Below are 25265 nucleotides of genomic sequence, written 5' to 3' on the forward strand. Positions count from 1 at the left end.
GGAGGGAGCATGAGCGTGCTCAAGGAGGTCATATCGACCGTACGGGGGCCGCTGGCGGGCAGCGTCGCCCTGGGCGGCGGCGTCGTGATCACCCGATTGATCCAGGCTTACGGAGTCGCGGTCCTGGTCGCGGCGCCGCTGGCTGGCCGGCGCTGGGAGGCGGGGCTGTGGGGCCTGGGCGTCGCGGCGGGCATGGTGGTGCTCCGCTCGCTGCTGCTGTGGGCGAGCGAGTCGAACGCCGAGTCCATCGGGCACCGGGTCACCATGACGGTGCGTCGCCGACTGCTCGATCACGTGCTGACACTCGGCCCCGCGTACACGGCGACACGGCGGACCGGCGATGTCGCTGCGACGCTCGTGGAGAGCGCCGCCGCGATCGAGACGCTGGTGGCCAGGGCCCGCCCTGCCCGGTTACTGTCCTGGATCGGCCCTCTTCTCGCCGCGGCCGTCGTAGGAGTGACAGACCCGCTCGGCGGGGTCCTGGTCGCGGCGGCGCTGGTGGTCATGCAGGTCGCGGGGCCGATCTGGAACGCGATCGGCCGCAAGGGCCACGACCAGGTGTTCACCGACCTGTACGCCATGGACGCCGGCTTCGTCGAAGCGGTCCAGGGAATGGCCACGGCCAAATCCTTCGACGCCGCGCCGAGAGTGAGACAGGGACTGGCGGTCCAGGCGGAGACCGTGCGCGTCGCGAGCATGCGGACCCTCGGTGTGCTGTTCACGCAGATTCTGGCCAGCCGCTGGGCCAGCCTCGGCGCGGGAGCGGTGGTGGTGGTGCGTGCCGGATACCTCGCCGCGGACGGGCGAGTCTCCGGGCCGGCGGCACTGACGGTGCTGCTCGTCGTGCTGGTCGCGTTCGTACCTGTCGAGGAGGCCGGCAAATACCTGCACGCGACCTTCAGCGCTCAGGCGGCAGTGGCCAAGCTGGACGCCTTCCTCGCCGAGGAGCCGACGGTCCGTGACGAAAGCCGCCAGCCGGTTTCCCTGGGCGCCACCCCCGTGGTGGCACTGGAGGAGGTTTCCTTCCGCTACCCCGGCCGTGACGAGGACGCAATCTCCGGCGTCGGCCTCACCCTCGAACCGGGGCGTACAGTCGCACTCGTCGGGCCGTCCGGCTCCGGCAAGAGCACGGTCGTCTCGCTGCTGGCCAGGCTGGTCGACCCGGCCGCGGGCCGGGTCACCGTCGACGGGCACGACCTGCGAGAGCTGCCGCTGGAGCAGTGGTGGCGCACCATCGCGGTGGTCAGCCAGGACACGCACCTGTTCCCCGGCACCATCGGTGAGAACATCGCCCTGGCCCGCCCCGACGCCACGCGGGAACAAATCGCCGCCGCCGCCGAGGCCGCCGGGCTGGCGGCCGACATCGCCGCCATGCCCGACGGCTACGACACCCAGGTGTCCGAGCGCGGCAGCCGCCTGTCCGGCGGCCAGCGGCAGCGCGTGGCGATCGCGCGGGCCCTGCTGCAGGACGCCCCGGTCCTGATCCTCGACGAGGCCACCGCGGCCCTCGACGGGCAGACCGAGCGCGCGGTACACGCCGCCGTCGAGCGGCTGCGCAGGAACCGGGCCGTGCTGATCGTGGTCCATCGCCTGGCCACCGTGCGGGCCGCCGACGAGATCGTCGTCCTGGAGCGCGGACGCGTCGTGGAACGGGGTTCGCACGAGCAGCTGCTCGGCCGTACCGGCACCTATCACCGTCTCGTCCAGGCAGGAGCCGCACTATGACAACGCCTCCCACGTCCGTCGACCGGCCGCTGTGGCGGCTGCTGCCTTACCTGGCCTCACGTCCTCTCGTCTTCTCCCTGGTCATCGCCTCCGGGCTGGTCAACTACGGCATGGTGGTGCTACTGCCCGCCTTGACCGCCTACCAGCTCGGCGGGCTGCTCACCGGCCGGGCAGAGCCCCTGACCTCCCAGATCACCCTTGCGGTACTGGTCGCGGGGGTGGCCGGATGGTGGCAGATGCACATCGGGCACGACTGGGCTTACCGGCTGCTCAAAGTGCTGCGGCTGCGGCTGTTCGACGGCCTGGAAAGGGCCACCCCGGGCAGGCTGCTCGGCCGCAGGACCGGGGAGCTGGCCGACATCGCCAAGAACGACGTGTCGGCCACGGAGATGTTCTTCGCCCACACGGCCGGCGACTACGTCGGCGCCGTCGCGGTCTCGCTGGCCTCGGTCGCGGTCGTCGCGTCGATCGACGTGCCCAGTGCGGCCGTGATCGCCGTCATGATGCTGCTGGTCGCCGTGGTGCCGGTGGCGCCGTCACGGCGCGCGGGCGAACAGGGGCGTGCCGTACGGGAGGCGGCCGGGGACGTCGCCAGTGAGACCGTCGATGTCATCCAGGGGCTGCGGGAGCTGGCGCTCGCGCGACGTGGCCGCGACGCCACCGACCGGGTGATCGAACGTACCCACGAGCTGCGCGTGCGCCGCCGCGCCTATGCCCGGCGCGCCGGCCTCGAACTGGTCGTCTCGGAGCTGCTGCTGGGACTCGGCCTGCTCGCGCTCACCTTCAGGGTGGTCGCGGGGGCGGTGGAGCCACGCTGGATTCCTGTCTTGATCGTTCTGGGCGTGTCGGCGCTGGCGCCCATCGCGACCGTCTCCGCGACCGCCCGCACGCTCGGCGACGTCCGCGCCGCCGCGGGCCGCGTCCTGGCCATCATCGGCTATCCGCCGCACGTGCGGGAGCCGGAAGCGCCCGAGCCGGTACGCGACGCGCTCCCGGCCGTGGTCTTCGACCAGGTCCGCTTCGGCTACCCGGGCAGCGCACACGAGGTGCTCCGCGACGTGTCGTTCCAGATACGGGCCGGCGAGACCGTGGCGCTCGTCGGAGCCTCGGGCACGGGCAAGACGACCCTCGCCAACCTGCTGCTGCGCTTCTGGGACGTCTCCGCCGGAGCCGTCACCATCGGCGGCGTCGACGTGCGCAACCTGTCCACGAGCGAGCTGCGCACCACCGTCACCGTCGTCCCGCAAGACGTCCACCTCTTCCACGACACGATCGCGGGCAACATCAAGCTGGGCCGCCCCGACGCCACGCACCCCGAGGTCGAGCGGGCCGCCCGCTTCGCCGGCGCACACGACTTCATCACCGCGTTGCCGCAGGGCTACCGGACGCTCTGCGGTGAGCGGGGAGCGTCCCTGTCCGGCGGGCAACGCCAGCGCATCGCCATCGCGAGGGCGCTGCTGACCAGCGCACCCGTTCTCGTCCTCGACGAGGCGGTCTCCAGCCTCGACACCGAAACCGAGCGCGCCGTGCACGACGGCCTGGCGGCCACCCGCGGAACCCGCACGACGCTCATCATCGCCCACCGGATCTCGACCATCCGACGAACCGACCGCGTCGTCCTGCTCGATGGTGGCGTCGTCGTGGCCGGCGGCACCCACGACGAACTGGTCGCCGGATCGGCGGCCTACCGCCAGCTGACGGCCGGCCAATTGGACGCACCGTGACCGTCGAGGGCATCACCCAGCGGCACCGGCTCACGGTGATCGGATCGCTGTTCCTGGTGTCCGACATCGGCTACTCCTTCTTCTTCGCCGCACTCGGCACGATCCTGCTCGGCAAGGGGACTTCCCTGCAGGACGTCGCACTGATCAATCTGCTCGGCGTGGTCTACTTCGGGCGCTTCCTCATCGGGCCCGTGGTGGACCGGTACGGCGTGGCCAAGTGGGGCCACTACCGGGGCTGGCTGATCGGCACTCAGCTCACGCTGATCGCCTGCCTGCTCGCCCTGGCCACGCTGGACCCGGTGGCGGATCTGCCCGTCGTCCTGACCGCGACCACCGTGGTACTGGTGATCTCCGCATTCCACGACACCGCCGTCAACGGCCTGTCGGTGCGTCTGCTGCCGGCAGAAGAGCGTGGCCTCGCCAACGGGATCCAGGTCGGCGCCGCCGGCCTGTCCATCCTCATCGGCTCGGGCGGCGCCCTGCTGCTGTATGCATCTGCGGGGTGGGCAGTGACGCTGGTCGTGCTGGCGGCGGTGTTCGGCGTCCCGCTCGCCGCGCTCGCCCGTTTCGCCGAACCGACGTCGCCACCGCGTGACCAGGGCGTTTCGTGGCGGGCGCTGGCCGGGCCGTTCCGCTCGCGCAGGACGGCGGCGTGGATCCTGCTGGTTGTCCCGTTCCTGGCCCTTGGCCTGTACCTGGCCACCGCGGTGCAGTCGGCGATGCTCCTGGCCGCCGGATGGGAGATGGCGCGGATCGCCCTCGTCCAGTACACGCTGGCCCCACTCGCCGGAACCGCCGCCGGCCTCCTGACCGGCGCGCTGATCACGCGATGGGGCCGCCGCCGTCCCCTGATCGTCATCGCCGGCTGCTCCGCCATCGCGCTGGCGGGCCTGCTACCCCTCGCCACCGGAGCAGGGCCTTCGCTGCTGGCCGGCGCAGCCGTCATGGCGGTCGCGATCGCCTACTCGGCCATGGCCACGTGGATCTACACGATCGCGATGGACCTGGCCCGGCCCGCGACCGCAGCCACCGATGTCACCATGCAGATCTCCGTCCTCGGCGTGCTGCGCATGCTGGCCAGCGCCGGCGGCCTCACGCTCGCCGCCATCGCCGGATACCCGCCACTCATTGCCGCATCCGTACTCCTCTCGCTCGCCGGAACCACTTGCGCCGCCCTCTGGGCCAGGCGGCACTCCCCCACTCACTGTCCGAACGTCACCTCACAGACGGGATGACCTTGACCACCAAGAACCGACGCCGGGGAACGCTCATCGCGACATTCTCCGCCACCTTCATCGCCCTGCTCGACCTCACCATCGTCGCCGTCGCCCTCCCGGCCATGCAGACGGACCTCGACACGACCATCACCGGCAGCCAATGGATCGTCGACGCCTTCTCCATCTGCCTGGCGGCCTGCATGCTGTCCGGCGGCTCACTGGGAGACCGCTGCGGCAGGAAACGCTGGTTCCTCATCGGCATGGCACTCTTTCTGGCCGGATCCCTCGCCTGCGCGCTGGCGCCAACCCTGGCCGTCCTGGTCGCCGGGCGCGGCCTGCAAGGAGTCGCCGCCGCCCTGCTCGTGCCCGGCACGCTGTCGATCATCGGGCAGACCGAACCCGACCCGGCCCGGCGAGCCCACCTGCTCGGCTACTGGGGCATGTGCGCCAGCGCCGCCGTCCTGGCCGGGCCGATCATCGGTGGCCTGCTCGTGGACGGGTTCGGATGGCCGGCGATCTTCTTGATCAACCTGCCGATCGGAGTGGCCGTCATCCTGCTCGGCAGCCGGACCATCGCAGAAAGCGCCGACCCCGAGCACGCCTCGCTCGACCCGGCGGGTCAGGTCTTGGGCATCCTCACCCTGGGGATCCTCATCTACGCCATCATCGAGACCCGCGCCAATGGCTGGGGATCGCTGACAACGATCACGTTGCTGGGGTCGGCCGCAGTCTCGGCCGTCGCCTTCGCCGTCGTCGAGTGGCGCCAGGCCAAACCCATGCTGCCGGTCAGGCTCTTCGCCGACATCCGATTCGCGACCGTGAACACCGCCTCGGTCCTGCTCGGCTTCGGCGCCAACGGCGCCTTCATCCTGCTGTCGCTGTACTTCCAGCAGGCGCAGGGGCACACCGCTCTGGTCACCGGGCTCCTGCTGGTCCCCATGACCGTCGCCATCATGCCGGCCTCAGCCCTGGCCGGACGACTGACCGCCACCCACGGCCCTCGTCTGCCCATGCTCATCGGCTACGCCCTCACCGGAGGCAGCCTGCTGGCACTGGCCACTATCGGCGGCGGTCACCCTTACCTGCTAACGGCGGTCCTCTTCGCGCTCAACGGCGTAGGCCAAGGGTTGGCGATCACGCCGGCCGTCGCCGCCACCCTGCAACTGGTCCCTCGCCAAAGATCCGGCGTCGCCTCCGCCACCGTGAACACCGCACGCCAAGCAGGCAGCGCTCTGGGGATAGCCGTGCTCGGCACGATTCTCTCCCACCGCCTCACCGAGGCAGACGAAACATCCTTTCGAGGCCTGTACGGCACCGGCATGCGCGACGTCATGCTCACCGCCGGTGCCGCCGTACTCGCCGGGGCATTGCTCCTAGCCCTCCAGAGAATTCGGCCTCCAGCGAGCCCGCATCCACGCAGACCAGCTACCGCCGAACAGGACCAGCTCCAGCTCTGACGCGTTCCATAAGGCTATTGGCGAACAATTGCCCTACCAGCCCCAAGCGTGACAACGCTTGGGGCACTCGCGGCGAAGTTCAGGGCGTCAGTCCCAGCTCGGCCAACTGAGTGGGCCGCAACGGCCGCCAGCCGCCGTGTCGAGCTTGGCCAGCTCGGCTTCGACGTCGACGTTGATGACGCCGAAGAAGTTGACGTGTCGCTGTGGCAGGGCGAGATGTGCGACAGCAGCTCAACGGGCACCTCGCGGCCCTTTGAGCGCAATTCGACCACCGCATCGGAGTAGGGGTGCTCGCCGCCGCCAACGCCGCCCGCCGGGCAGAGCTCGCGAAGCAGGCCCGCGCCATCGCAGCGGCACGCACCGCCGACGCCGCACAGCCCCCGGCCGACCGCCGGCCCGCCACCGTGGTCCGCCCCCCTGCACAACCGGCTGACCACCCTCGTCGCCAAGCACGACGACGGTTCCCGCAGCCAGCCACCAGGCACGCCCGGCCCCACGCGCCCAGTCGCGCAGCAGGCCCGCGCCACCGGCACCGCGCACCGCCGACACCCCGGACCAGCCGGAACGCACCCCGCAGGACCGGCTGGCCGACCTCATGGCCAAGCACACCAGAGGCCTGTAACCGCCCCGCCTTAGCGTAAAACGATCGCGAACGACGTTCGACTGTGTACACAAAGGAACTCCGTGGGCTGCGCCGGGATCCGGTCCGTAGCAGCCGGCGAACACCACTACAGCGAGGAGGACCTGCGCTACTGCCGCCGCTGGTTCCTGTCGGTGCCCGGGGCACGGCAGGTGGCCAAGACCATCGCCAACGCCACCTTCGCCGCCCGGCAAAGCGCCCTGTGGGGTGAGGGCACCACCGCGGTGGCCTCCGACTCCACCCACTTCTCCGCCTACGACCAGAACATCTTCACCGAGTACCACTCGCGGTACAAGCGCGCCAAACGGGGCGTGCTGATCTACTGGACGGTCGAGACCGCGGGAGCGATGGCCATCTACAGCCAGCACCTGACCTGCTCGGCTTCGGAGGTGCACGCCATGGTCGAGGGCGCGATGCGCCACGCGACGAACATGAACGTGGAGACCAACTATGTGGACTCCCACGGAGCCAGCCTCATCGGGTTCGGCATCACCCGCTTGCTGAACTTCGACCTGGTCGCCCGCTTCAAGCAGATCAACGTGATGAAGCTGTACCTGCCGGGCAAGGGCGACCGCTACGCCTACCCGCTGCTGCGCCCGGCGCTGACCCGGCCGATCCGACCCGAGATCATCGAGAACAACTACGACCTGATGATCAAGTATGCCACCGCGATCCGGCAGGGCACCGCCTCCACCGAAGCGCTGCTGCGGCGCTTCCAGGGCGAGACCACCCACCCGGCCTACTCGGCCATGCTGAAGGTTGGCTGCGCCCAACGAACGATCTTTCTATCTCGCTGGCTCCGTGACAGGGATCTGCAGCACGAGACCGAGTCCGGGCTGAATGTGGTGGAGAACTACAACGGGGTCAACGACTACATCCGCTTCGGCAAGCGCGGGGAGCTTGCCTCGAATAGGCGCGAGGAGCAGGAACTGGCCATGCTCTGCTTAATGATCTTGCAGAGCTGCCTCGGGTACATCAACACCTTGATGATTCAAGACACCATTGCCGAGCCGGAATGGGCCGACGTGCTCACCGACGTCGACCGGCGCGGCCTGACCCCGCTGTTCACCACGAACATGACCCCGTACGGGACGGTGCAGCTGAGCCCCGAGCGCCGCCTAGACCTGAGCGGGCCGCCTTCGCCACCAGAGGCGTAAAGCGCGCCGCTCCGGCGATAGCAATGGCGAAATTTCCAGCGAATATGCCCCTGACCTGGCCGTGGCAGGGGGCCATGGCCAGGTCGCCCGGGTACGGTAACTCGTGCCCGTCGGCCTGCCGGCCGTACTGCGCCTGCAGTTCGGCCAGATGCTCTGGCGAACACGCCGTGATGAGACAGCGGCCGCGGAGCCCTGGGCTGGCATAAAGAGGCCATCAGTCAGACGTCGCCGAACATACGGTTCCTGTCGCTCTCTGGAACATCAAGAGCATGAAGTGCCTGGTTCAGGGAGCCTTCCTCGAAGCCGAAGTGAGCCTTCATCGCGGCCTTGATGTCGTTGATCTGCCGGAAGAGCTGCTGCGGTGATGATTGCGGATCGTCGAGGCTCAGCTGGAAGTCGGCAAGGAGGCGCGCGAGGACCTCGTGCTCGCGCCCCAGGCGGGCGATCGTGGGCTCGAGCTCGGGCATGTGCTGCAGCAGGGCAGGGAAGAAGTCGCTGTCCTCGCTGCGGTGATGGCTGCCCAGGGCGGAGCAGAAGGTGTAGCAGAAGTCGCGGAGTTCGGGTTTGAGGCTCTGGGCGCGTTCGCCGGAGCGGATGGCCCTGCGGGCGTCCTCCAGCGCCTTTTCCAGGCGGTGGTGGACGTTCTGCAACTCCCGGTGCCAGGCGAAGATGCGGTTGCGCAGCATGACGGTGCTCAGCGGAAGTCGTGGGCGTGCTCGTCGGCCCACTGCGCGAAACCCCGGGCGGGGAGCCCAGTGAGCTGCTCGACGGTGGGCGACACGGTGGCGGGCACTCCGGCGGTGGCAGCCCACATGGCCAGGAGTTCGTCGATGATGGAGCCGGGCATGCCGTTGCGGGCCATCCGCTCGCGGGCCTGGTCCGGCGTCTCCTCGACGAAGGCGAGTTCACGACCCAGCGCACGGGCGAGGATGTCGACCTGCTCGCGGAAGGTCAGCGACTGCGGCCCGGTGAGCGAATATCGCCGACCCGCGTGTCCGCCCCTGAGCACAATCGCGGCGACGGCGGCGAGGTCTGCCTCGTGGACGGGAGCGGTCGCCGCGTCCGGGTACGGGGCACGGACCGCGCCCTGGTATCGGATCATGTCGCCCCAGTGCCGCAGTGCGTTGGAGGCGTACGCGTTGGGCCGCAGATGGGTCCATTCCAGCCCAGTGTCGGTGAGCGGCCGCTCCACGTCGGCGGGGTCGTCGTCGAGCCCGGAGACCACCACGACCCGCTTGACCCCGGCGCGTACGGCGGACGCGGCGAACCCGCCGGCCGCCCGCCCGGCGGAGAACAGGTACACCGCTTCCACGCCGGTCAACGCCGGCGCCAGCGACGCCGGCTCGCCCAGCTCGCCGCCGACCACCTGCACGCCATGCGGCAGGTCCGCGGTCTCGGGACGGCGGCTGAGGGTGCGCACCTCCGCGCCGTCCCTCCGCAGCGTGGTGACGAGGTGCCGCCCCACCAGACCGGTCGCTCCGGTCACCAGAATCATTCTTGCCGTCCTTCCGCTGTCGGCGCTTGGCCGCGGTCGCTCGCGGCAAGCAGTTTTGGTAGCTGCTCCAGCAGGCTCTCGTGCCAGGCGATCTCGGCCCGTAGGCGCGCCGTGGTGTGATCGAAGGTCATCGGCTCCAGCCCCCGCAGGTACGGCTCGGCCTGCTCGCGCTGGTGCCGCCAGGCCGTCAGCCGGGCGATCAGCGCATCGCGCCGGTCGCCGATCAGTGCCCGCAGGTCCTCTTCGGCGAGATCGTCGGCGTAGTGCAGCGCGAGATCCACCGGGTCAGGCCGCAGCCGGACCTCGCGCAGCGTCCGGTCGCGCAGCGCGATGAACTCCTCACGCCCGGCCGACGTGAGCGCGTACACCGTCCGCGCCGGACCCGCCGCCCGCTCGGTGCGGACCACCTCGATCGCGCCCTCGGCGACCAGCCGGTGCAAGGCCCCGTACAGCGAGCCCACCTTGATGTCGGTCCACAGCTCGGTGCGGTCCAGTTGCGCCTGCCGGCGGATCTGATGGCCGTGCATCGGACCGCGCAGCAGGGCGCCGAGCACGAACATGCGTGCGTCACTCACCCGGCTACTCAAACACGAGTAGCTTCGACTAGTCAAACGCGAGTAGTTCAAGCGCGGGATCGTTGGTCAGGTACGCCTCCCTCTGAGGAGTCGCGGGATAACTGTTGTTATCTGGCAAGATAGCGATCACGCACCGGGCAGGAGCTGGACGGCCGCCGCCCGGCACGCACGCTTCGTTTCCCGGTTATCTGGCAACCTTGCGGATCAGGGAGGTCGACACGGTGGATCCGGTCATCGCCGAGCAACTCGGACGCGGCCACCCGCTCGCCCGGCACCTCGACGACTTCCTCACCGATCTGGCCAACGCCGGCGCCTCCATCCACACCCGGCGCGCCTACCGCGGCGACCTGATCGCCTTCGCCGCCCACCACGGAGAGGGAGATCGCCGAGCTGACCGCCGCGCCGATCCGCACCTACCTGGCCGAGCTCGTCGACCTGTCGCCGGCCACCCGCAAGCGCAAGCGCGCCGCCGTCGCCTCCTTCGCCAAATGGGCCGGTGGTGTGGACCGCGATCCCGAAGTCGGTGAGCAGCACCCTGCCATCCGTGGAGAGCATGACGTTGGCCGGCTTGATGTCGCGGTGCACGATGCCGGCCTGGTGCGCCGCGCCCCAGCGCTGCCAGCAGCCCCGCGGCGAGCTGCACGGCGCGCTCCACCGGCAGCGGTCCCTGCGTGTCGAGGTGCTCGTGCAGTGATTGGCCGTCGATCAGCTCCATCACGATCCAGGGCAGGCCGTCGGTGACGATGTCGTGGATGGCCACGATGTTCACGTGTGCCCGCAACTGGACGGCGTTGCGGGCTTCACGTGCGGTGCGCTCCAGGCGCTTGTCCTGCTCCGCCTGCGACATGCCGGGCAGCAGCTGCAGTTCCTTGATGGCCACGTCGACGTCCAGGACCTGGTCGTGGGCGCGCCAGACCCGCCCGAACCCGCCGGATCCCAGTACGGCGATCAGCCGGTAACGTCCGCCGACCATGTAACCAGGCTGCGCCGATGTCATGATCATCCGCCCTCTTGCCCTGAATGACGGTGATCAGAATAGTCATCGGCATGGGCGTCGTCGTCCTTGATGCGATCCCGAGCCGCCGGGCCGTAGGTACCACGCATACGTACATCCCGCACTGCAGGGACGCTCAGAGTCGCCCGATTCCGTCGCAAACCAGGTCGCCGCTCTGAATCGGTCTTGCCGTGCGCTGGCTCTGCCAGACAGCGCCGGCGAACTGTTCCATCCGGATGCTCCACTCGCGAACGACGACAGGGGGGACCGTGCGATGGTGCAGGATCACCTGACCGGGACGCCGTTTGCGGAAGAACCACAAAACGTGGCGCTCGCGGTTGGCCCGGGTGACAGTCGTGTCCAGGTGGCCAGGCCGGCGATGCCCTGGAGCGTCGGCGAACGTGGTCAGGGGCGGGCTGGGCGGCCTCCAGCAGTCCTGCTCAATCCAGTGGGCGATCGGGTCGCGCTCACCGCGCGGCTGGTAGAAGGGGTCGCCAAGCCGCCAGCCGATCGCTGCGGTGAAGCGGCGGGCCGTGGCGGCGGGCGCTGATCCCGTGCCGGTTGAGCAGCACCAGGCGTCGCTTGCAGGTCACCGTGTGGCGAACGACGGAGGTGGCCACCACCAGCAGCCGCGCATGATGGTCGAGCCGGGCTTCGTCGTAGGCGTCGCGCTCGATGGCGGGCAGCCGGGCGTACTCGGCGGTGCTCAGCAGAGTGGGCGGGGCCGGGCCGGGGCGCCTGCGCAGTACATGATCCCTTACGCAGGGCCGGCCTCCTGGCCGGTGAGGCGCCCGGCCAGGTATTCCCGCTCAGCCTCGTTGCCGGTCAGCTCCAGCGCCTGTCGGTACGCGGCCGCTGCCTCGTCCGTACGCCCGAGTCGCTGCAGCAGCTCCGCCTTGATCGCCGGCAGGTACTGGTACCGGGAGAGCCGGCCGTCCTGCTCCAGCGCCTCGACCTGCGCCAGCGCGACCGCCGGTCCTTGGGCCATGGACACCGGCACGGTCCGGTTCAGCGCGACCACCGGCGAGGGCCAGAGCGACAGCAGCCTGTCGTAGAGTGCCACGATCTGCGGCCAGTCCGTCTCCTCATACGTCGGCGCCTCGGCATACAGCGAGGCGATCGACGCCTGTAGCAGGTAACGCCCCGCGCGGCCACCGCGCAGCCCGGCCATGATCAACTCGTGCGCCTCGGCCAGCGCGCCGCGGTCCCACAGCGAGCGGTCCTGCTCCTCAAGCCGCAGCAGCCGACCGCCGGCGCCGGTCCGGGTGGCGCGCCGGGCGTCGGTGACCAGGAGCAGCGCCAGCAGCCCGCGGACCTCGGGCTCGTCGGGCATGAGGTCCCGCAGCGTGCGGGCCAGGTGCAGCGCGCGGTCGGCCAGGTCGGTGCGCATGAGCGTGGGGCCGGATGGGGCCGTGTGCCCGGCGGCGAACAGCAGGTGGAGCACGCCGAGCACGGCCGTGAGCCGATCCGGCAGTTCCGCCGGGCGCGGCACCCGGTAGGGGATGCGGGCGGCGGAGATCTTTTTCTTCGCTCGGGTGATGCGGGCGGCCATCGTCTGTTCCGACACCAGCAGCGCCCGGGCAACGTCCGGTGTCGGCAGCCCGCACACCAGCCGAAGCGTCAGCGCGAGTTGCGCCTCCTGCGCGAGCGCGGGATGGCAGCAGGTGAAGATGAGCCGCAGCCACTCATCGGGGATGACATCCTCCGGGTCCATGGCCTGCCCCTCATCCGGTTTGTCCAGCTCGTCCAAGGCACGCTCGTCAACGGCCTCTTCGGGTTCCACCAGCAGCGGCAGCTTCGCGCGGAACGTCCGCTCGCGGCGAATGGCGTCCATCGCCCGACGCTTGGCCGCGGTGGTGAGCCACGCCGCGGGGTTGCCCGGGATCCCGCCGCGTTCCCAGGCCGACAGCGCCGCGGCGTACGCCTCCTGTACGCACTCCTCGGCCAGGTCCAGGTCCTGCGCGACGCGCACCGTCGCCGCGAGCACGAAGGCCCACTCGCGCCGGTGCGCATCAGCGACCGCCTGTCCTGCGTCCGTCGCAGCCGTCATCGGGCGATGGGCGCGACACTGCCCGCGACAGGCCGCACCTCGACACCGCCGCGCCCCCACTGGACGGCGGGGTTACGACGCGCCAGTTCCAGGGCGGCGTCCAGGTCGGGGGCCTCGATGATGCAAACGCCGGCGATGACTTCCTTGGAGTCGATGAAGGGGCCGTCGGTGACCACGTCGCCGCGCAGCGAGGTGGCGGTGTCGGCGGACTGCAGCGCATACGCCGTGATCATGGCGCCGGACTCGATGAGGTCGTCGGCGTGCCGCTTGCTCGCCGCCTGCTGCTCTGGCGTGTAGTCGCCGGCCTCGGCGTTGTCGAAGATGAGGATCGCGTACTGGGCCATGATGGACTCCTTGGCTGTGTGTCTGGTCGGTACGCCTCTACGTCGGACGGGCGACGCGGATTCGACAGACCGTACGCGAACTTTTCGTCAGATGCCCGGTCCAGCTCCGGCACCCGCGTGCCGGGAGGCACGGCGAGCACCCCGCCGGCGGCATTCAGCTGAAGACGTCCCCGGCTGGGGCCGCCCGATCACCTTTCACCCTGATAGTGCTGGCGGCCTGGCCCAAGACCGAACTGCCTGCATCGGCCGCCTGATCACAGCACGCGCCCATCAGGCTGCCCGCGTGGTCGCCGAAATGTGCGCCAGCGGAACACCAGGATCGGAGCCGAGGGCGGAATCCGACAACTCAACCCGAACACCGACAACAACACGCGAACGCCGACAGCTTCAACCCGCCGCAAGAGCGGCCTCATGCCCTGGCCTCCCTCTAGCGTGCCCGTTTCGCGGTGCGCGTCGGCGGGGCGGGCTTCGGCTGCGTGGTCGAGGCGGATGGCGTCCAGATGGGCTCTGGTCATCTTTTCGCTGCCGTCGAGGATGGCGTCGATCGCCGCGCCGCGGATGAGGTGTGACAGGCTGCCGATCATGCCGCTGGTGCGCCGGTGCAGGTAGTCGGGCAGTGCGGTCAACGTCCCGGCCGCGGGGTCCGGCGAACAGGCCTGTGCGTTCGACGTCGACGCCGGCGTAGACAAACGTGGCGGGCAGGCGCTCAGCGAAGTACTTCAGCTGGTCGGACACCTCGGCGCCGGCGCGGGTGGCCAGGGAGATGTGGTGGATTTCATCGACCGGGACCAGCTCAACGTGAAGGCGGACGGCGGTGACGCAGACCGCGTTGACCACGTCGGTGAGGTTGGCCGAACGGGTGACCGGCAGGCCCAGGAACCGAGCGAACTCGACGGCCACCGAGTAGGTCCGAACGTGGCAAGGTTCGCGCGGACCAGACACCGGCTGCCCCTTCCGAATGAGGTTGGCGGGAGGAACACGTGCTGGCCTGCGGCCCGTCATATTGAGCCGAACGGTTTCGGCTGAAGTTGTTCAGGTCTTGTTGCCGGTGAACCGCGTGCGCCCGGCCGACGGGTCCGCTCAGGTGAGGAGTTTCGCGAACTGGGCCATCTCGGTGGGTGGGTCGATCACCGGCTGGATGAGCAGTTCGTCGATACCGGCCTGTTCCAGGGTGGTGATGCGGGCGCGGAGGTCGTCGCGGGTACCGACCAGGGCCAGGGTGTTCATCAGCGAGGGCAGGATCAGGTCCCGATCCTCCGGCGCGATGCGTCCGAGGTAGTTGGGGTAGAGCTTGGTGTGTCGGTCGGGTGCGGTGGCGGTGGTGCCGCGCCGGTCGAGAAGCCGCCGCACCGCCTCGCGTTCCTCGGGGCCGAGTTGCTCGGCGAAGGCACGTGCCTCGGCGGCGGTATCGGCGGCGAAGGCCAGCAGCGACAGGACGAGGTGGCCGGTCGCGTCCCGGGCCGCGTCGCCGTGGGGATCCTCGTCCTCGTCGAGGATATGCAGCGCGGTGACCAGGTAGGAGTCCGTGCGGGAGTCGGGGTCGCGCGGTGTGCCATGAGCGGCGTGGCGGCGGGCGTCGTGCAGTGCCTGCCAGGCGGTGGGGTCCAGCAGGCCGAAGGAGATCAGGCCGGTGCCGCGGCGGCCGGCGACAGCGGCGGCCTTCGATCCTAGCGCGGCCACGACGAACTCGATCGGGTTGGCCGTGTTCACGTGCCCCTCGGTGTGCAGGAACCGGACGTCGCTGACCCGGTCACCCTCGCGGTACTCGATGGTGCGTCCGGCGCACAGGTCCTGCAGTGCGGCGGTGAAGCTCTCCAACGCGGCCGCCGTGGTCGGCCGCATGCCCAGCGTGCGCCGGGCGGTGTTCCCGGTGCCGACCCCGCAGATGATCCGGCCCGGCGCCAGGGCGTTGAGGCTGGCGAACCCGCTGGCGGCGGCCGGGGCCGAGCGCAGCGCCGGTGAGGTCACGCCGATGCCGAGCCTGATGCGGCTGGTGACCTTCGCACACAGTCCCAGGGCGACAAAGGGGTCGCCGTGGACCATCGGGGTGTCGTAGACCCAGAAACTATCCAGGCCCAACTCCTCGGCCTGTACGGCGAGATCCTCAACACCGGGGCTTGCGGTGACCACGACGCCTGCACGCATCAAAACCTCCAAGGGACAAAGGATCGAATCGAACGTACTCAGCCTGACATCAGACGGTGGACCGAGCACGCTGAAGTCGATTGCACAGTCGGCGCCGAGTGGCTGCGAGTGTCGTCCGACGGCATCGAAGGCGGAATCCGACAGCTTCACCTGCAACCGGCAGCCACCCATAACCCAGCAGTGTCACGATGTTTCTCAAGGTCAAGATCAAAAGAACCCAGGTATGGCTGACGCCATACGAGGAGCAAGACAGCCGCAGGTCAAGGGGCGTGGTTGTCTGGTCCGGGTGAACCTTGCATCGTCCGGACCCACCTTGCCACCGCTCGCGAAACGTTCGGAGTAACCCTGCATCTGGTGGATGCGTGGTGAGCCGTGGCGGGGTCCCTGTACGGCCTGATCTAGATGCCCCACCATGACTAACATGTCAGAGACCACGGGAGAGACGGGCGGCCAGTTACGCATTATGCGGAGCGAGCTTGACGAGCTCCAGGCGCACGCGGAACGCCAACTCAGACAGCAGGCTCGCTACGCGAAGGTCTGGTATTACGCCGACCTCGTGCTCGGGCTGCCCGCCGTGGTTCTGGCCGCAGTCTCCGGTGCAGTTGGCCTGACCTCCGCAGACGGCAGGGTTCCTGCCGCGTTCCTGGCCATCGCATCGGCCGCGTTAGCTGCTGCGACTCGCTTCCTGGACTGTGCTGGGCGAGGAGCGCACGCAGCCCGTCGCCGCAACGCCTGGCGGGGCCTGATCTATGAGGTGAAGCTGGCCCGCATCAGCAGCCGCTCCGGTGATGTTTCAGCTCTCCATGCGGATCTGAAGCGACTCTTCGACCAAGCTCAGCAGGTCCGTACTCTGAGCTACACGCCGGCAGGCGAGCCGGTTCCTCCTCCCCCGTCGGAAACCTCCCAGCAGTGAGAACCCGCCCCGAAAGTGCCATGCAAGGATGAACAAGATCGGTAGCCGTTGTTCGGACTTACCCTTCAACTCGCAGCTCGACGTGCTGCCCGCTGGCTGGGTTCGGCCGGAACGGACAGTGGTCGGGGGCGGTCTGGGTGGCGTGGACGACGGTGCTCGATCCGGACCAGACGCAGATCGACTACCGGCTGAGCGAGGGTGCGGGCTGCGATCGGGTGAACTACCGGCTGGCCGACGGCGACGCCGCGCCGGCGATGGCCGAGCAGGACAAGGGGCGCGGCCTGACGTGGATCGGGGACGGCCTTGCCGAGCTGGGATTGGCGGAGGAAGGGATCGCGGCGGGCCTGCCGTTGACCACCGAGCATCACAAGGCCGCCCGGGCGCTGCTGGACGGCTGCCACCCGGGCACCGGCGAGCGGCTGGTCGATCCGAAGAAGGCCGCGCACCCCCCTGTCGCGCCTGGCCGCCATCCCGTTGCTGCAGCGTGCTCTTGCCGCCTACGCCGCCACCCTGCGCGGCGATCGCGTCGAGCACGCCCGAAGCCAGCGTGCGGCGGCCGCCCGGGCCGACGACCCCACCCGTCCGATGCCCGGGCTGCAGCGCGAGCGTGAGCGCCGCCAGGCCTGCCGGCCGCCACCCGGCCGCGGGGTCGACCCGCGGGCCAGGCCTGAGCCGCTGGCCCGGGGCCTTCGCCGTCATCGGTGGGAGTACCTGGACCCCGTCAGCCGACGGTGAACATGAGAGTGAGCTGGTCTCTCTTCACGCTCTCGGTGCTGCCGCCCTCGTTACGGATCTTGACATTGGTGATCCTCAGTGGGCTCTGCGTGAGGACTGAGAGCTCGCAGCCACCATCGAAGCCCGTCAGGATGCACTTCTCCCTGGAGTCGTTCAAGATCACGGACCGTACGCCGGGCTGCGCCTGGAACCAATTGACGGCCGCGGTGACCTGGCCGTCCAGGTCGCATCTGTCGGCCAGGGAGGTGAAGGTTTTCTCGCACAGGACGGACGTCACATTCACTTTGCCGCTCCCCGCGTTGTACATGTCGGTTGACTCGCCCGGGAGCCTCCCCATCTCCGCAATCGTGTTCATGTTCTCCTCATAGCGCGCGTTCTCCTGCATTTCCTCGATCGCGGGCACCGCCACGGTCGCCGTGAGGATGAGTGCCAGGGCGGCGGCCGCCGCGGTGAGAACGAGGCGGACGACTTTCTTGCGTGAGCGGGCCGGGCGCCGGGACGGACCGGGCTGCTGTGCGGGCGGCGCAGGCGGCTGCGCAATGAGCGGCTCTGCCGGTGGCGGCGCGGACGTTAGCGAGAGGGTGCTCGATCCCGTGGGCGTTCGGTCCTGGACGAGCCGGGCGAACTGGGCGTGCAGATGCTGGGCTGTTGGGCGTTGCGACGGGTCACGGTGCAGGAGCGCCTTGAGCACCGGTTCCAGGGGGCCGGCGTGCGCGGGTGGAGCGGGGTCTCCGGTGACGATGGCGACAAAGATCGCCCCGGTGCTCGCCCCCTGGAACGGGGGGTGTCCTTCCACCGCGGTGTACAGCGTCGCACCGAGCGACCACAGGTCGGAGACGGCCGTGACCTTCTGCCCGAGCACCTGCTCGGGCGACATGTAGACGGGAGTGCCGCCCGCCTGATGAGCCGCGCTCAGGGCGTCCAGCACCTGTAGCCCGATCTGCGCGACCTGGCGGGGCGGCAGCGATCCCTGGGCCGTCAGCAGGTCCTGCAGGGAGCGCCCGCGCACCAGTTCCATGATGATCCAGGGGCGTCCGTCATCACCGGTGACGCGGTCGTGCACGGTGACGATGCCCGGGTGCTTGAGCCGGGCGGCGGCGCGTGCCTCGCGATCCAGCCGGGCGATCCACTCCTGCCGCTGGGCGCCGTCCAACTGCTCGGGCAGATCCAGTTCCTTGGCCGCCACCTCGCGCTTGAGCTGCTCGTCATGGGCGCGCCAGACCGCTCCCATCCCGCCCCTGCCCAGCAGATCGGTCAACCGGTACCGGCCCGCCACCACCCGTCCGTCCGCCATCTGGCGCGAACCCTCCTGCCTCAGCGGTTCCAAGGGCGACACCCACCCCTCACGGCAACGGGCATCTCTTGTCGACGGGTTGAGATCATCTCACTGACTACCAATTGGCGTCAGCAGCAAGCCACCCCGCGCCCGGCGAGTTTGTGGGGCCATTCCTGACAAGGAACCCGGGCAGTGACACCGCTGAAGATGACTTCGACCGCCGGGCCCCGTCGGCCGGGGACAAGGACCGAGGCTGCGACAAGGATGCCCGTGATGGCGAGGTACGTGACCACGAAGACGACCGCTGACCTCGAGATTCACGTGCGTAAGGCCCAGCCGTTGTGATCGGGAGGACACCCCTCCCGATCACAACACAGCCGTGTCCGTGACGGCCGGGCGCAGCGGCCGCCAGCCGCCGCCGTCCAGCTTGGCGAGTCGGCTTCGACGTCCACGGTGATCACGCCGAAGAAGCTGATGTTCTCGCTGTGGGCCGGGGAGATGTGGGCCGGCAACTCGCCGGGAACGTCCCGGCCGGCCGTACGGTCGTCCACGCGATGACCAGGTTGGTCAAAACGCTCAGACGCCCTCGCTCGCGCGCCACCGGCACAACAGCACGTACACCTGACGCCGCGAGATGCCCAGCACGGTCGCCGCCGCGTCCGCGGCCGCCAATCCCACCCGCGGCTGGATGACGGTGGGCTCGCAGAGAGGGGTGGGATAAGCGGCTTGACCTGCTGCGGCGGACGACGTGCCGGTCTAGGATCGAGTCGTGATCGGTTTCCCGGAGATGCTCATCGGCCTCACCGTCATCGCCGTCATCGTGGTGGCGATCGTCAGGGCGAGCGCCCGAGGCAGCCGGCCACCTGTCTTCCTGCCGCCGGATGAGCTGGACCACCAGCTACGCAGCCTGGTCGCCCAGGGCAAACGCATTTACGCGATCAAGCTGCTGCGCCAGCACACCGGTATGGGTCTCAAAGAGGCCAAAGACGCGGTGGACGGCCTGGCCGTGGGACGTCCCATCAACCATCCGGCATTGCACCGCCCGCCGACCGCACCTGCAGCTGCACCCCAGGCCGACCTGGCTGCCCGGGTTCGGCAGCTCAAGGAGGCCGGACGCAGCGAACAGGCCGTTCACCTGGTGCGCGGCGAAACCGGCATGACCGAGGACGAGGCACTCCGCTTCCTCGACGCCCTCTGAATTCCGACAAAATATATGAAACGGCACAGCTTGCCTGCACCGTAGCGTTACCCGCCGGCAGGGCACCGCCATCGCCGCAGACCCGGGTGGGAGCCCTCACGCTGGTGTTTTTGGTGATCCGGATCTCTGCTTTCCCCTGTCGGCCCTGTGCGCATTCGGCCAGCGAAAGTGCACTCGCTGTTCATCCTGGACGCTCTGCACCGGCTGGACGCCAAGGAGCAGCCGGAGGTCCTGACGACGGATACGGCGTCGTATTCCGACATTGTGTTCGGTTTGTTCGCGATCTGCGGCTACCAGTTCGCGCCCCGGATCGCCGACATCGGCGACGCTCAGCAGTGGTGGGTCGACCCCGCCGACGTCGGAGCGGCCGACAAGCGCACCACCCCGGCGGCCGCCGGGTACGGACGGTTGACCGAGCTGAACCTGCGCCGGGTCAACATCGCTTTGATCAAGCAGCGGTGGCCGCAAATGCTCCAGGTCGCCGGATCGTTGGTTACCAACAAGGTCCGCGCCTACGATCTGATCAAGGTGATGACGGCCGACGGCCGCACCACCGGCCTCGGACACGCGTAGCTTTTGAGGACCGACCTGGGGCATCGCGGAAGCGGCAAGATCGACTGCTCGCGTCTCGATAACGATCATTTCCGCGATCCACACACAGTCACCACCCTCACTCACCGTGAGAACTGGGTCAGTTCAGATCTTCGTTGATCGTCCAGCCGCGGCTACCGCCGATCTTGGCAAGCTGCCGGCGCAGCACCGCGATCCGCTCACGCGCGTCCGGCCCCGCGATCCCAATCGTGATGCGCTCACCGGTCGCGTGACAACTGGTCCGCCGATCCCCCGCCGCGACCCGGCACGCCGCGTTGATGGCGGCTCGCAGCCGGGCCACTTTCCGTGGATCACCCTGCCCGCCGAACCCTTCGATCGTCACCGACGAGAACAGCGGTGCGAGGCGCAGGCCGTCCCGTCGCTTGACAGCGTCCAACTCTTCCTGATCGGCACTCAGATCCTTCAAGATCCTGTCCTGGTCGACCGAACTGATCGGCCTGCGGCCGAGCCAGTCCGGCCAGCCATCCGGCCGAGTCGGCACCACCCGCACCGGCTCGAACGGAGGCGGCGCAGCCGCCCCACCGGTCTCATCCTCACCATCGGCGGCCACGCTGTCGCTCAACCAGTGCGCCAGCTTGTGATCTTTTCCTGATCGTACCGGTCGTATCCAGCCGACGACCTACAGATAGGACAGACCCGTGGGCGCCCCATCCACACACCCCTTCGCAACCCTGCCTGACCTGCGGCGGAGGCTTATCGTTCAATTCCGGCCGGATAGTCCCAAGACCCCGGTCATGCCCACACGACAACCCGTTACGCTACTGTTGGTATCGATACTTTGGGTAGCGAAACTGCTGGGCTGAGGAGGACACATGAGCGAGGTCACCAATACGGAGCGGCCACCGCTGGGCATCAGGTTGCTGCGCGCCCTGGGAAAGGAGCCGGACTGGTCGGCGATGACGGAGGAGGAACTGATCGCCTTCCAAGACGCAGAGAACCGCAAGCGGGCATCCCGTCTGGCGCGGCTGATCACCGGGTTTCCGGACCGCGGCGCCGCAATCCGGTGGCAGGAGGTGGCGCTGCCCGACCGCACGCTCCAGGTCCGGATGTACCGGCCGTCACCCGGACACGACAACCTGCCGCTCGTGCTCCACGTACACGGAGGCGGATTCGTGGGCACGGCGGTGCAGAGCGACTGGGTGAACAGCCACCTCGCCGCGCAGCTGCCCGCAGTCGTCGTCTCGGTCGAGCACCGCCTCCTCGGCCCGAAGACTCCGCTGTCCGCAGCTGTCGACGACGGCTGGGACGTACTGCGGCACGTGGTGCAGCACGCCGCACAGTGGGGAATCGACCCGGCGCGTATCGCCGTGTTCGGTGAGAGCACCGGCTCGATGGTCACCGCCCTGGCCGCGATCCGGGCCAGAAGCTCCGGCCTCATCCTCCGGGCGCAGGTGCTGGTCAACCCCGCTGTCGACCTGACCTCGACGGGGTTCGACCACGTCTCGATCAGCCAGCATGCCCACAGCCCGACCCTCACCGTGACGCAGATGCGGCTGCTCCTCCGGTTCGCCGTGCCGCCTGGAACGGATCCGCGTGCCATGTCGCCGCTGTACGCCGACGACCTGAGCGGACTGGCCCCAGCGCTCGTGGTGGTGCCCACCATTGACCCGGTGGCCGATCACGGCCGCTGTTACGCCGAACGACTGCGAGCGGCCGGGACGCCCGCGCGGCTCACCGAATATCCCGGAGCGACGCACGCGTTCCTCAGCATGCCGGGCGTGGTGCCGCAGGCGAAGGCCGCCCGAGCGGAGATCGCCGAGTTCCTCCGGGACACCCTCGCTGGGTGACGGCTCCCGGCGTGCCGGCGCCTGCATCCTCTTGGCCAACCACCTGGAACTGTTGACCGTCTGGGGCCTGATCCTGCTGCGCACCCTGGAGCGCCGGCACCTACTCCGGCGACGTCGACGACAACAAAGCGCACTTGCGCGGGCCTGATCGGCGCCCTCAAACGAGGGCTGCTGTCCCGGCTGGCCGGCGCGATCTCACACCCGGAAGCGCAGAGCGGTGGCCCGCCCGATACCCGATCCGGCGCCGGTCACGATGACGCTGCTGTCTTTCAGGCCACTGTTGCTCATGCTCCGCTCCTTCGCGGTCGTACGTCACGGATTGCGGTCTCATCAGTGCTACGAGAGCCGTTAACTGGACACACCCACATGAGACCGAGGGAGAGCGTGTCTGCGGGGCTGGGTTACTCCTTCCCAGGAACGCAGGATTGTGTGGCCTGCCTGAGGTGACGGACGATCAGGGCGTAGCTCTGGCGGGCCTTGTCGGCGTCTTTCATGTCGTATGCGTGATCGGCTTGTGGGACGTCGAAGTGCTCGGCGAGCGCGCCGGCTTTGCGGAGCCGCTGTGCGTATCGCTCGCCTTCGGCGTGGAGGAGGTCGAATTCGGGGGTGATGACGAGCGCGGGGGCGATCCCGGTCAGGTCCGCGATGTCGCCCGGGTGGGCGGGCGAGGCCAGGTGGTGGGCACGCAGGTCCGGGTCCGGTGCGTAGGCGTTGTCGAAGACTTCACCCATCCACGGACGCAGCATCGGCTTGGCGATGACCGAGCGCTTGTCCTTGCCTGGCGTGACCAGGTCCAGCGGCGGATAGTGCAGGACCTGCAGGGCGATCTTCGGCCCGCCCTGCTCCAATGCCTGGCGGGCCACCGCCGCGGCCAGTGCGCCGCCGGCGCTCTGGCCGCCGACCGTCAGTCGGGTGCCGTCCCACCCATGCTCCGTTCCGTGTGCGGCCACCCAGCGGACGGCCTCGAAGGCCTGGCGGGGCGGTGCCGGAAAGCGGTTCTGCGGCGCGACGGCGTAGTCGACGTTCACGACGACGACACCGGCCTCGGCGGCCAGGTATCGGCACAGCGCGTCGTCGAGTTGCACTCCACGCATGACGAACCCGCCGCCGTGGAAGTTGACGTAGACGGGCGGGCACGGATCCTGGCCAGGCGGACGGTAGACGACCGCACACGCGGGCGCGATGGACGTCGGAATCGTGATGTTCCTGGTGTTTCCAGGGATCTCCGGGAACATGACTGCCTTGCGCCGGGTGGACAGGCCGGAGGCGACCGTGGCCAGCCCCTGCATCGCCAGCGCCACGGTGGCGGCGACCCGTGGCGTACCAAGAAGGGACATCTTTCCTCCATCGAGATTCTGCGCTGGACGGGCCGTGTCTACGTGGCTGGTGCTGGGTTCTGGATGTCAGAGAGCAGGCCGGGCTGGAGCGCCCTTTCGAGATCGGCCACGGTCCATGCGCCGCCCTTGGTGATGGAACGGTAGGGCCGTTCCGGGAAGGCCCGTTGCACCAGGCCCCCCATCAGGTGAAACACCTCACCGTTGATCTGCGCGGCTTCGTCTGTGCACAGGTAGATGATGGCCGGCACGATGAGTTCCGGGTCGGGTAGGGCGTGGGCTTTGCCGCCGGTCTGCTCGGCCCCGAATTTGTCGCGCATTTCGTTGACGCGGCGACCGTAGCCGAGAGTCACCCGCGTCTCGGCGGCAGGAGCAATGGCGTTTGACGTGATGCCGTCGCCCGCCAGTTCCCGGGCGAGTGCTCGGGTGAGGCCGATGACGGCGGCTTTGGCCGTGCCGTAGTTGGCAGCTGTGGCACGCCCGTGCGTCGCCACCCCGGATGAGAAATTGATGATCCTGCCGGATCCCTGCTCGCGCATATGGGGAAGTGCTGCTTGGATGCAGCCGAAATGGCCCTTCAGGTGCACGTCGAGGACGGCGTCCCAATCCTGTTCAGGCATGTCGAAAATCATGTTGTGGCGGAAGATGCCGGCGACGTTGACGAGGATGTCGAGGCGGCCGAAGGTGTCCACGGCCGTCGTGATGAGGGCCTGTCCGCCGTCCATGGTGGCGATGTCGCCGGTGTCCGGGACCGCGGACCCGCCCCGCTCCAGGATTTCCTGGACGACCTGGCTGGCGGGGCCGGCGTCCATGCCCGCACCCTCGGGGTCGACGCCTAGGTCGTTCACGACGACACGCGCGCCTTGGCCGGCCAGCCCTAGCGCGATCGATCGGCCGATACCACGTCCGGCGCCGGTGATCGCGGCTACTTTTCCGTTGAGTAGGTCGCCCATTACGCCCTCGCCAGTGTCGGCATCAGGGGTGACAACTCCGGCAACGGCCACATCCCCGGATGGAACAGTGCATCCCCTGGGACAGGGTGGGTCAGGATCGAGATGGTCCGGCCCTGGACCAGGAAGTGCTGGCCGTTGACGGTGGCCGCCGTGTCGCCACCGAGGTATACGGCCAGTGCCGCGGCCGTTTCCTCGTCCGCGGGTTGCGGGTGCCGCGGCGTGACGATCATGTTGACCGTGACCCCGTACCTGCCGACGTCTCGGCAGACCACGCGGGTGAATCCGGCGATCCCGGCCTGCGCCGCCACGAAATTGGCCTGGCCGACGGCCCCCTGCAGGCCCTCCTCGGAGGCGAGGTTGACGATGCGGCCTGACCTCTTGTCGCACATGCGCGTGGTCGCCGCCTTGGTGCAGGTGAAGAGCGCGCGAAGGTGGCCGTTGACGACGGCGTCCCAGGTCTCCTCCGACATGCCGGCGAAGGGCGCATCGTGAAGGGGGCGGGGCGTGTTCACCAGGAGATCCACGCCGCCCAGGCGATCCACGGCCGCCTGAATGAGCCGTTCCGCGCCGGCTGTCGTGGCGACATCCTCCTCAGCGCAGATGAGGGTCCCGCCTGCCTCTTCGATCTGGGCGGCGACGTCGGGTGCGAGCCTGTTCGCGACGACTCCGGCCCCTGCTTGCGCTGCCTGGATGGCGATGGCTCGCCCCAGGGCTGTGCCGGCATCCGAGACGACGACGGCCTTGCCGTTCAGTGCATCCATCGGTTCTGACTCCCTACGGGTAGCGGCTGGTCACCAGGCGACCGGTAGTTCGTGGACGCCGTAGGCGGACATGTCGTGCCGGAACTTGACTTCTTCCAGCGGTACGGCCAGGCGCAGGCCCGGCAGCCTGCGCAGCAGGCTGGGCAGCGCGACCTGCAGTTCCACGCGTGCCA

24 protein-coding genes and 2 pseudogenes are annotated in these 25265 nt (G+C 69.1%); 11 read left to right on the forward strand and 15 right to left on the reverse strand.

Annotated elements, in window-relative coordinates:
• Positions 1–9: 9 nt before the first annotated feature.
• The 5 genes and pseudogenes from ABN273_RS52880 to ABN273_RS52900 all read left to right on the forward strand — a co-directional run.
• The gene (locus tag ABN273_RS52880) at positions 10–1725 is read left to right on the forward strand and encodes an ABC transporter ATP-binding protein (protein ID WP_349457331.1); all 1716 of its coding nucleotides are present in this window, start codon (positions 10–12) and stop codon (positions 1723–1725) included.
• Positions 1722–3449, forward strand: a complete 1728-nt coding sequence (locus ABN273_RS52885; RefSeq protein ID WP_349457332.1) for an ABC transporter ATP-binding protein — start codon at positions 1722–1724, stop codon at positions 3447–3449. Before ABN273_RS52880 ends, ABN273_RS52885 begins: the two co-directional genes overlap by 4 nt.
• Positions 3446–4684, forward strand: a complete 1239-nt coding sequence (locus ABN273_RS52890) for an MFS transporter (RefSeq protein ID WP_349457333.1) — start codon at positions 3446–3448, stop codon at positions 4682–4684. The genes ABN273_RS52885 and ABN273_RS52890 overlap by 4 nt, the downstream gene beginning before the upstream one ends.
• Entirely contained in the window at positions 4681–6123 is a 1443-nt protein-coding gene (locus ABN273_RS52895; RefSeq protein WP_349457334.1) for an MFS transporter, read from the forward strand. Before ABN273_RS52890 ends, ABN273_RS52895 begins: the two co-directional genes overlap by 4 nt.
• 696 nt (positions 6124–6819) lie before the next feature.
• Positions 6820–7920 (forward strand): annotated as a pseudogene (locus tag ABN273_RS52900) (Tn3 family transposase); the annotation flags it as partial.
• A 218-nt stretch (positions 7921–8138) separates the two neighbouring features.
• Here ABN273_RS52900 and ABN273_RS52905 read toward each other — a convergent pair.
• The 4 genes from ABN273_RS52905 to ABN273_RS52920 all read right to left on the reverse strand — a co-directional run bounded on the left by ABN273_RS52905 (position 8139) and on the right by ABN273_RS52920 (position 10545).
• Entirely contained in the window at positions 8139–8606 is a 468-nt protein-coding gene (locus ABN273_RS52905) for a hemerythrin domain-containing protein (RefSeq protein WP_349457336.1), read from the reverse strand.
• An 8-nt stretch (positions 8607–8614) separates the two neighbouring features.
• The gene (locus ABN273_RS52910) at positions 8615–9415 is read right to left on the reverse strand and encodes an NAD(P)H-binding protein (protein ID WP_349457337.1); all 801 of its coding nucleotides are present in this window, start codon (positions 9413–9415) and stop codon (positions 8615–8617) included.
• Positions 9412–9990 carry a PadR family transcriptional regulator gene (locus ABN273_RS52915; RefSeq protein ID WP_349457338.1) on the reverse strand — a complete coding sequence of 193 codons (579 nt, stop codon included), beginning with the start codon at positions 9988–9990 and terminating at the stop codon, positions 9412–9414. Before ABN273_RS52915 ends, ABN273_RS52910 begins: the two co-directional genes overlap by 4 nt.
• A 288-nt stretch (positions 9991–10278) precedes the next feature.
• Complete coding sequence (locus ABN273_RS52920) at positions 10279–10545, reverse strand: hypothetical protein (protein ID WP_349457354.1); 267 nt, start codon at positions 10543–10545, stop codon at positions 10279–10281.
• Between ABN273_RS52920 and ABN273_RS52925 the strand changes: the two genes are divergently transcribed.
• On the forward strand, positions 10535–10684 hold the full coding sequence (locus tag ABN273_RS52925) for a hypothetical protein (protein ID WP_349457355.1): 150 nt from the start codon (positions 10535–10537) through the stop codon (positions 10682–10684). The genes ABN273_RS52920 and ABN273_RS52925 overlap by 11 nt on opposite strands.
• On the opposite strand, the pseudogene ABN273_RS60025 reads toward ABN273_RS52925, so the two are convergent.
• The 5 genes and pseudogenes from ABN273_RS60025 to ABN273_RS52950 all read right to left on the reverse strand — a co-directional run.
• Positions 10661–10993 (reverse strand): annotated as a pseudogene (locus ABN273_RS60025) (protein kinase); the annotation flags it as partial. The gene ABN273_RS52925 and the pseudogene ABN273_RS60025 overlap by 24 nt on opposite strands.
• Positions 10994–11741: 748 nt before the next feature.
• Positions 11742–13034: an RNA polymerase sigma factor gene (locus tag ABN273_RS52935; RefSeq protein ID WP_349457340.1), complete on the reverse strand. Its 1293-nt coding sequence runs from the start codon at positions 13032–13034 to the stop codon at positions 11742–11744.
• Entirely contained in the window at positions 13031–13378 is a 348-nt protein-coding gene (locus ABN273_RS52940; RefSeq protein ID WP_349457341.1) for a YciI family protein, read from the reverse strand. Before ABN273_RS52940 ends, ABN273_RS52935 begins: the two co-directional genes overlap by 4 nt.
• A gap of 254 nt (positions 13379–13632) precedes the next feature.
• Positions 13633–14004 carry a hypothetical protein gene (locus tag ABN273_RS52945; protein ID WP_349457342.1) on the reverse strand — a complete coding sequence of 124 codons (372 nt, stop codon included), beginning with the start codon at positions 14002–14004 and terminating at the stop codon, positions 13633–13635.
• 454 nt (positions 14005–14458) lie between these two features.
• Positions 14459–15523, reverse strand: coding sequence for an LLM class flavin-dependent oxidoreductase (locus ABN273_RS52950; protein ID WP_349457343.1), 1065 nt, complete (start codon positions 15521–15523; stop codon positions 14459–14461).
• A 421-nt stretch (positions 15524–15944) separates the two neighbouring features.
• Between ABN273_RS52950 and ABN273_RS52955 the strand changes: the two genes are divergently transcribed.
• Together ABN273_RS52955 and ABN273_RS52960 are read left to right on the forward strand one after the other, a co-directional pair.
• A complete protein-coding gene (locus tag ABN273_RS52955; protein ID WP_349457344.1) occupies positions 15945–16436 on the forward strand; it encodes a hypothetical protein in 492 nt (163 codons plus the stop codon).
• Between the two features lie 137 nt (positions 16437–16573).
• The gene (locus tag ABN273_RS52960) at positions 16574–17047 is read left to right on the forward strand and encodes a hypothetical protein (RefSeq protein WP_349457345.1); all 474 of its coding nucleotides are present in this window, start codon (positions 16574–16576) and stop codon (positions 17045–17047) included.
• A gap of 110 nt (positions 17048–17157) precedes the next feature.
• Here ABN273_RS52960 and ABN273_RS52965 read toward each other — a convergent pair whose 3' ends face one another.
• Together ABN273_RS52965 and ABN273_RS52970 are read right to left on the reverse strand one after the other, a co-directional pair.
• A complete protein-coding gene (locus tag ABN273_RS52965) occupies positions 17158–18465 on the reverse strand; it encodes a serine/threonine-protein kinase (RefSeq protein ID WP_349457346.1) in 1308 nt (435 codons plus the stop codon).
• A gap of 558 nt (positions 18466–19023) precedes the next feature.
• Positions 19024–19125, reverse strand: a complete 102-nt coding sequence (locus ABN273_RS52970; RefSeq protein WP_349457356.1) for a helix-turn-helix domain-containing protein — start codon at positions 19123–19125, stop codon at positions 19024–19026.
• Between the two features lie 91 nt (positions 19126–19216).
• Between ABN273_RS52970 and ABN273_RS52975 the strand changes: the two genes are divergently transcribed.
• Positions 19217–19645, forward strand: coding sequence for a ribosomal protein L7/L12 (locus ABN273_RS52975; RefSeq protein ID WP_349457347.1), 429 nt, complete (start codon positions 19217–19219; stop codon positions 19643–19645).
• 147 nt (positions 19646–19792) lie between these two features.
• Positions 19793–20218 (forward strand): Tn3 family transposase, encoded by a 426-nt coding sequence (locus ABN273_RS52980; protein ID WP_349457348.1) that lies wholly within the window; start codon positions 19793–19795, stop codon positions 20216–20218.
• 118 nt (positions 20219–20336) lie between these two features.
• Here ABN273_RS52980 and ABN273_RS52985 read toward each other — a convergent pair whose 3' ends face one another.
• Positions 20337–20819 carry a hypothetical protein gene (locus tag ABN273_RS52985; RefSeq protein ID WP_349457349.1) on the reverse strand — a complete coding sequence of 161 codons (483 nt, stop codon included), beginning with the start codon at positions 20817–20819 and terminating at the stop codon, positions 20337–20339.
• 250 nt (positions 20820–21069) lie between these two features.
• Here ABN273_RS52985 and ABN273_RS52990 point away from each other — a divergent pair, with 250 nt between their 5' ends.
• The gene (locus ABN273_RS52990; RefSeq protein ID WP_349457350.1) at positions 21070–22044 is read left to right on the forward strand and encodes an alpha/beta hydrolase; all 975 of its coding nucleotides are present in this window, start codon (positions 21070–21072) and stop codon (positions 22042–22044) included.
• A gap of 401 nt (positions 22045–22445) precedes the next feature.
• Here ABN273_RS52990 and ABN273_RS52995 read toward each other — a convergent pair whose 3' ends face one another.
• The 3 genes from ABN273_RS52995 to ABN273_RS53005 are packed head-to-tail and all read right to left on the reverse strand — an operon-like array spanning position 22446 to position 25092.
• Complete coding sequence (locus tag ABN273_RS52995; RefSeq protein ID WP_349457351.1) at positions 22446–23381, reverse strand: alpha/beta hydrolase; 936 nt, start codon at positions 23379–23381, stop codon at positions 22446–22448.
• Positions 23382–23419: 38 nt separating this feature from the next.
• Positions 23420–24331, reverse strand: a complete 912-nt coding sequence (locus ABN273_RS53000) for an SDR family NAD(P)-dependent oxidoreductase (protein WP_349457352.1) — start codon at positions 24329–24331, stop codon at positions 23420–23422.
• Positions 24331–25092 (reverse strand): SDR family NAD(P)-dependent oxidoreductase, encoded by a 762-nt coding sequence (locus ABN273_RS53005; protein ID WP_349457353.1) that lies wholly within the window; start codon positions 25090–25092, stop codon positions 24331–24333. The genes ABN273_RS53000 and ABN273_RS53005 overlap by 1 nt, the downstream gene beginning before the upstream one ends.
• Positions 25093–25265 lie beyond the last annotated feature (173 nt).

Origin of the sequence: Nonomuraea sp. B19D2, from assembly GCF_040137845.1 — a bacterium.
In the GTDB taxonomy this organism is placed as follows: Bacteria; Actinomycetota; Actinomycetes; order Streptosporangiales; family Streptosporangiaceae; genus Nonomuraea.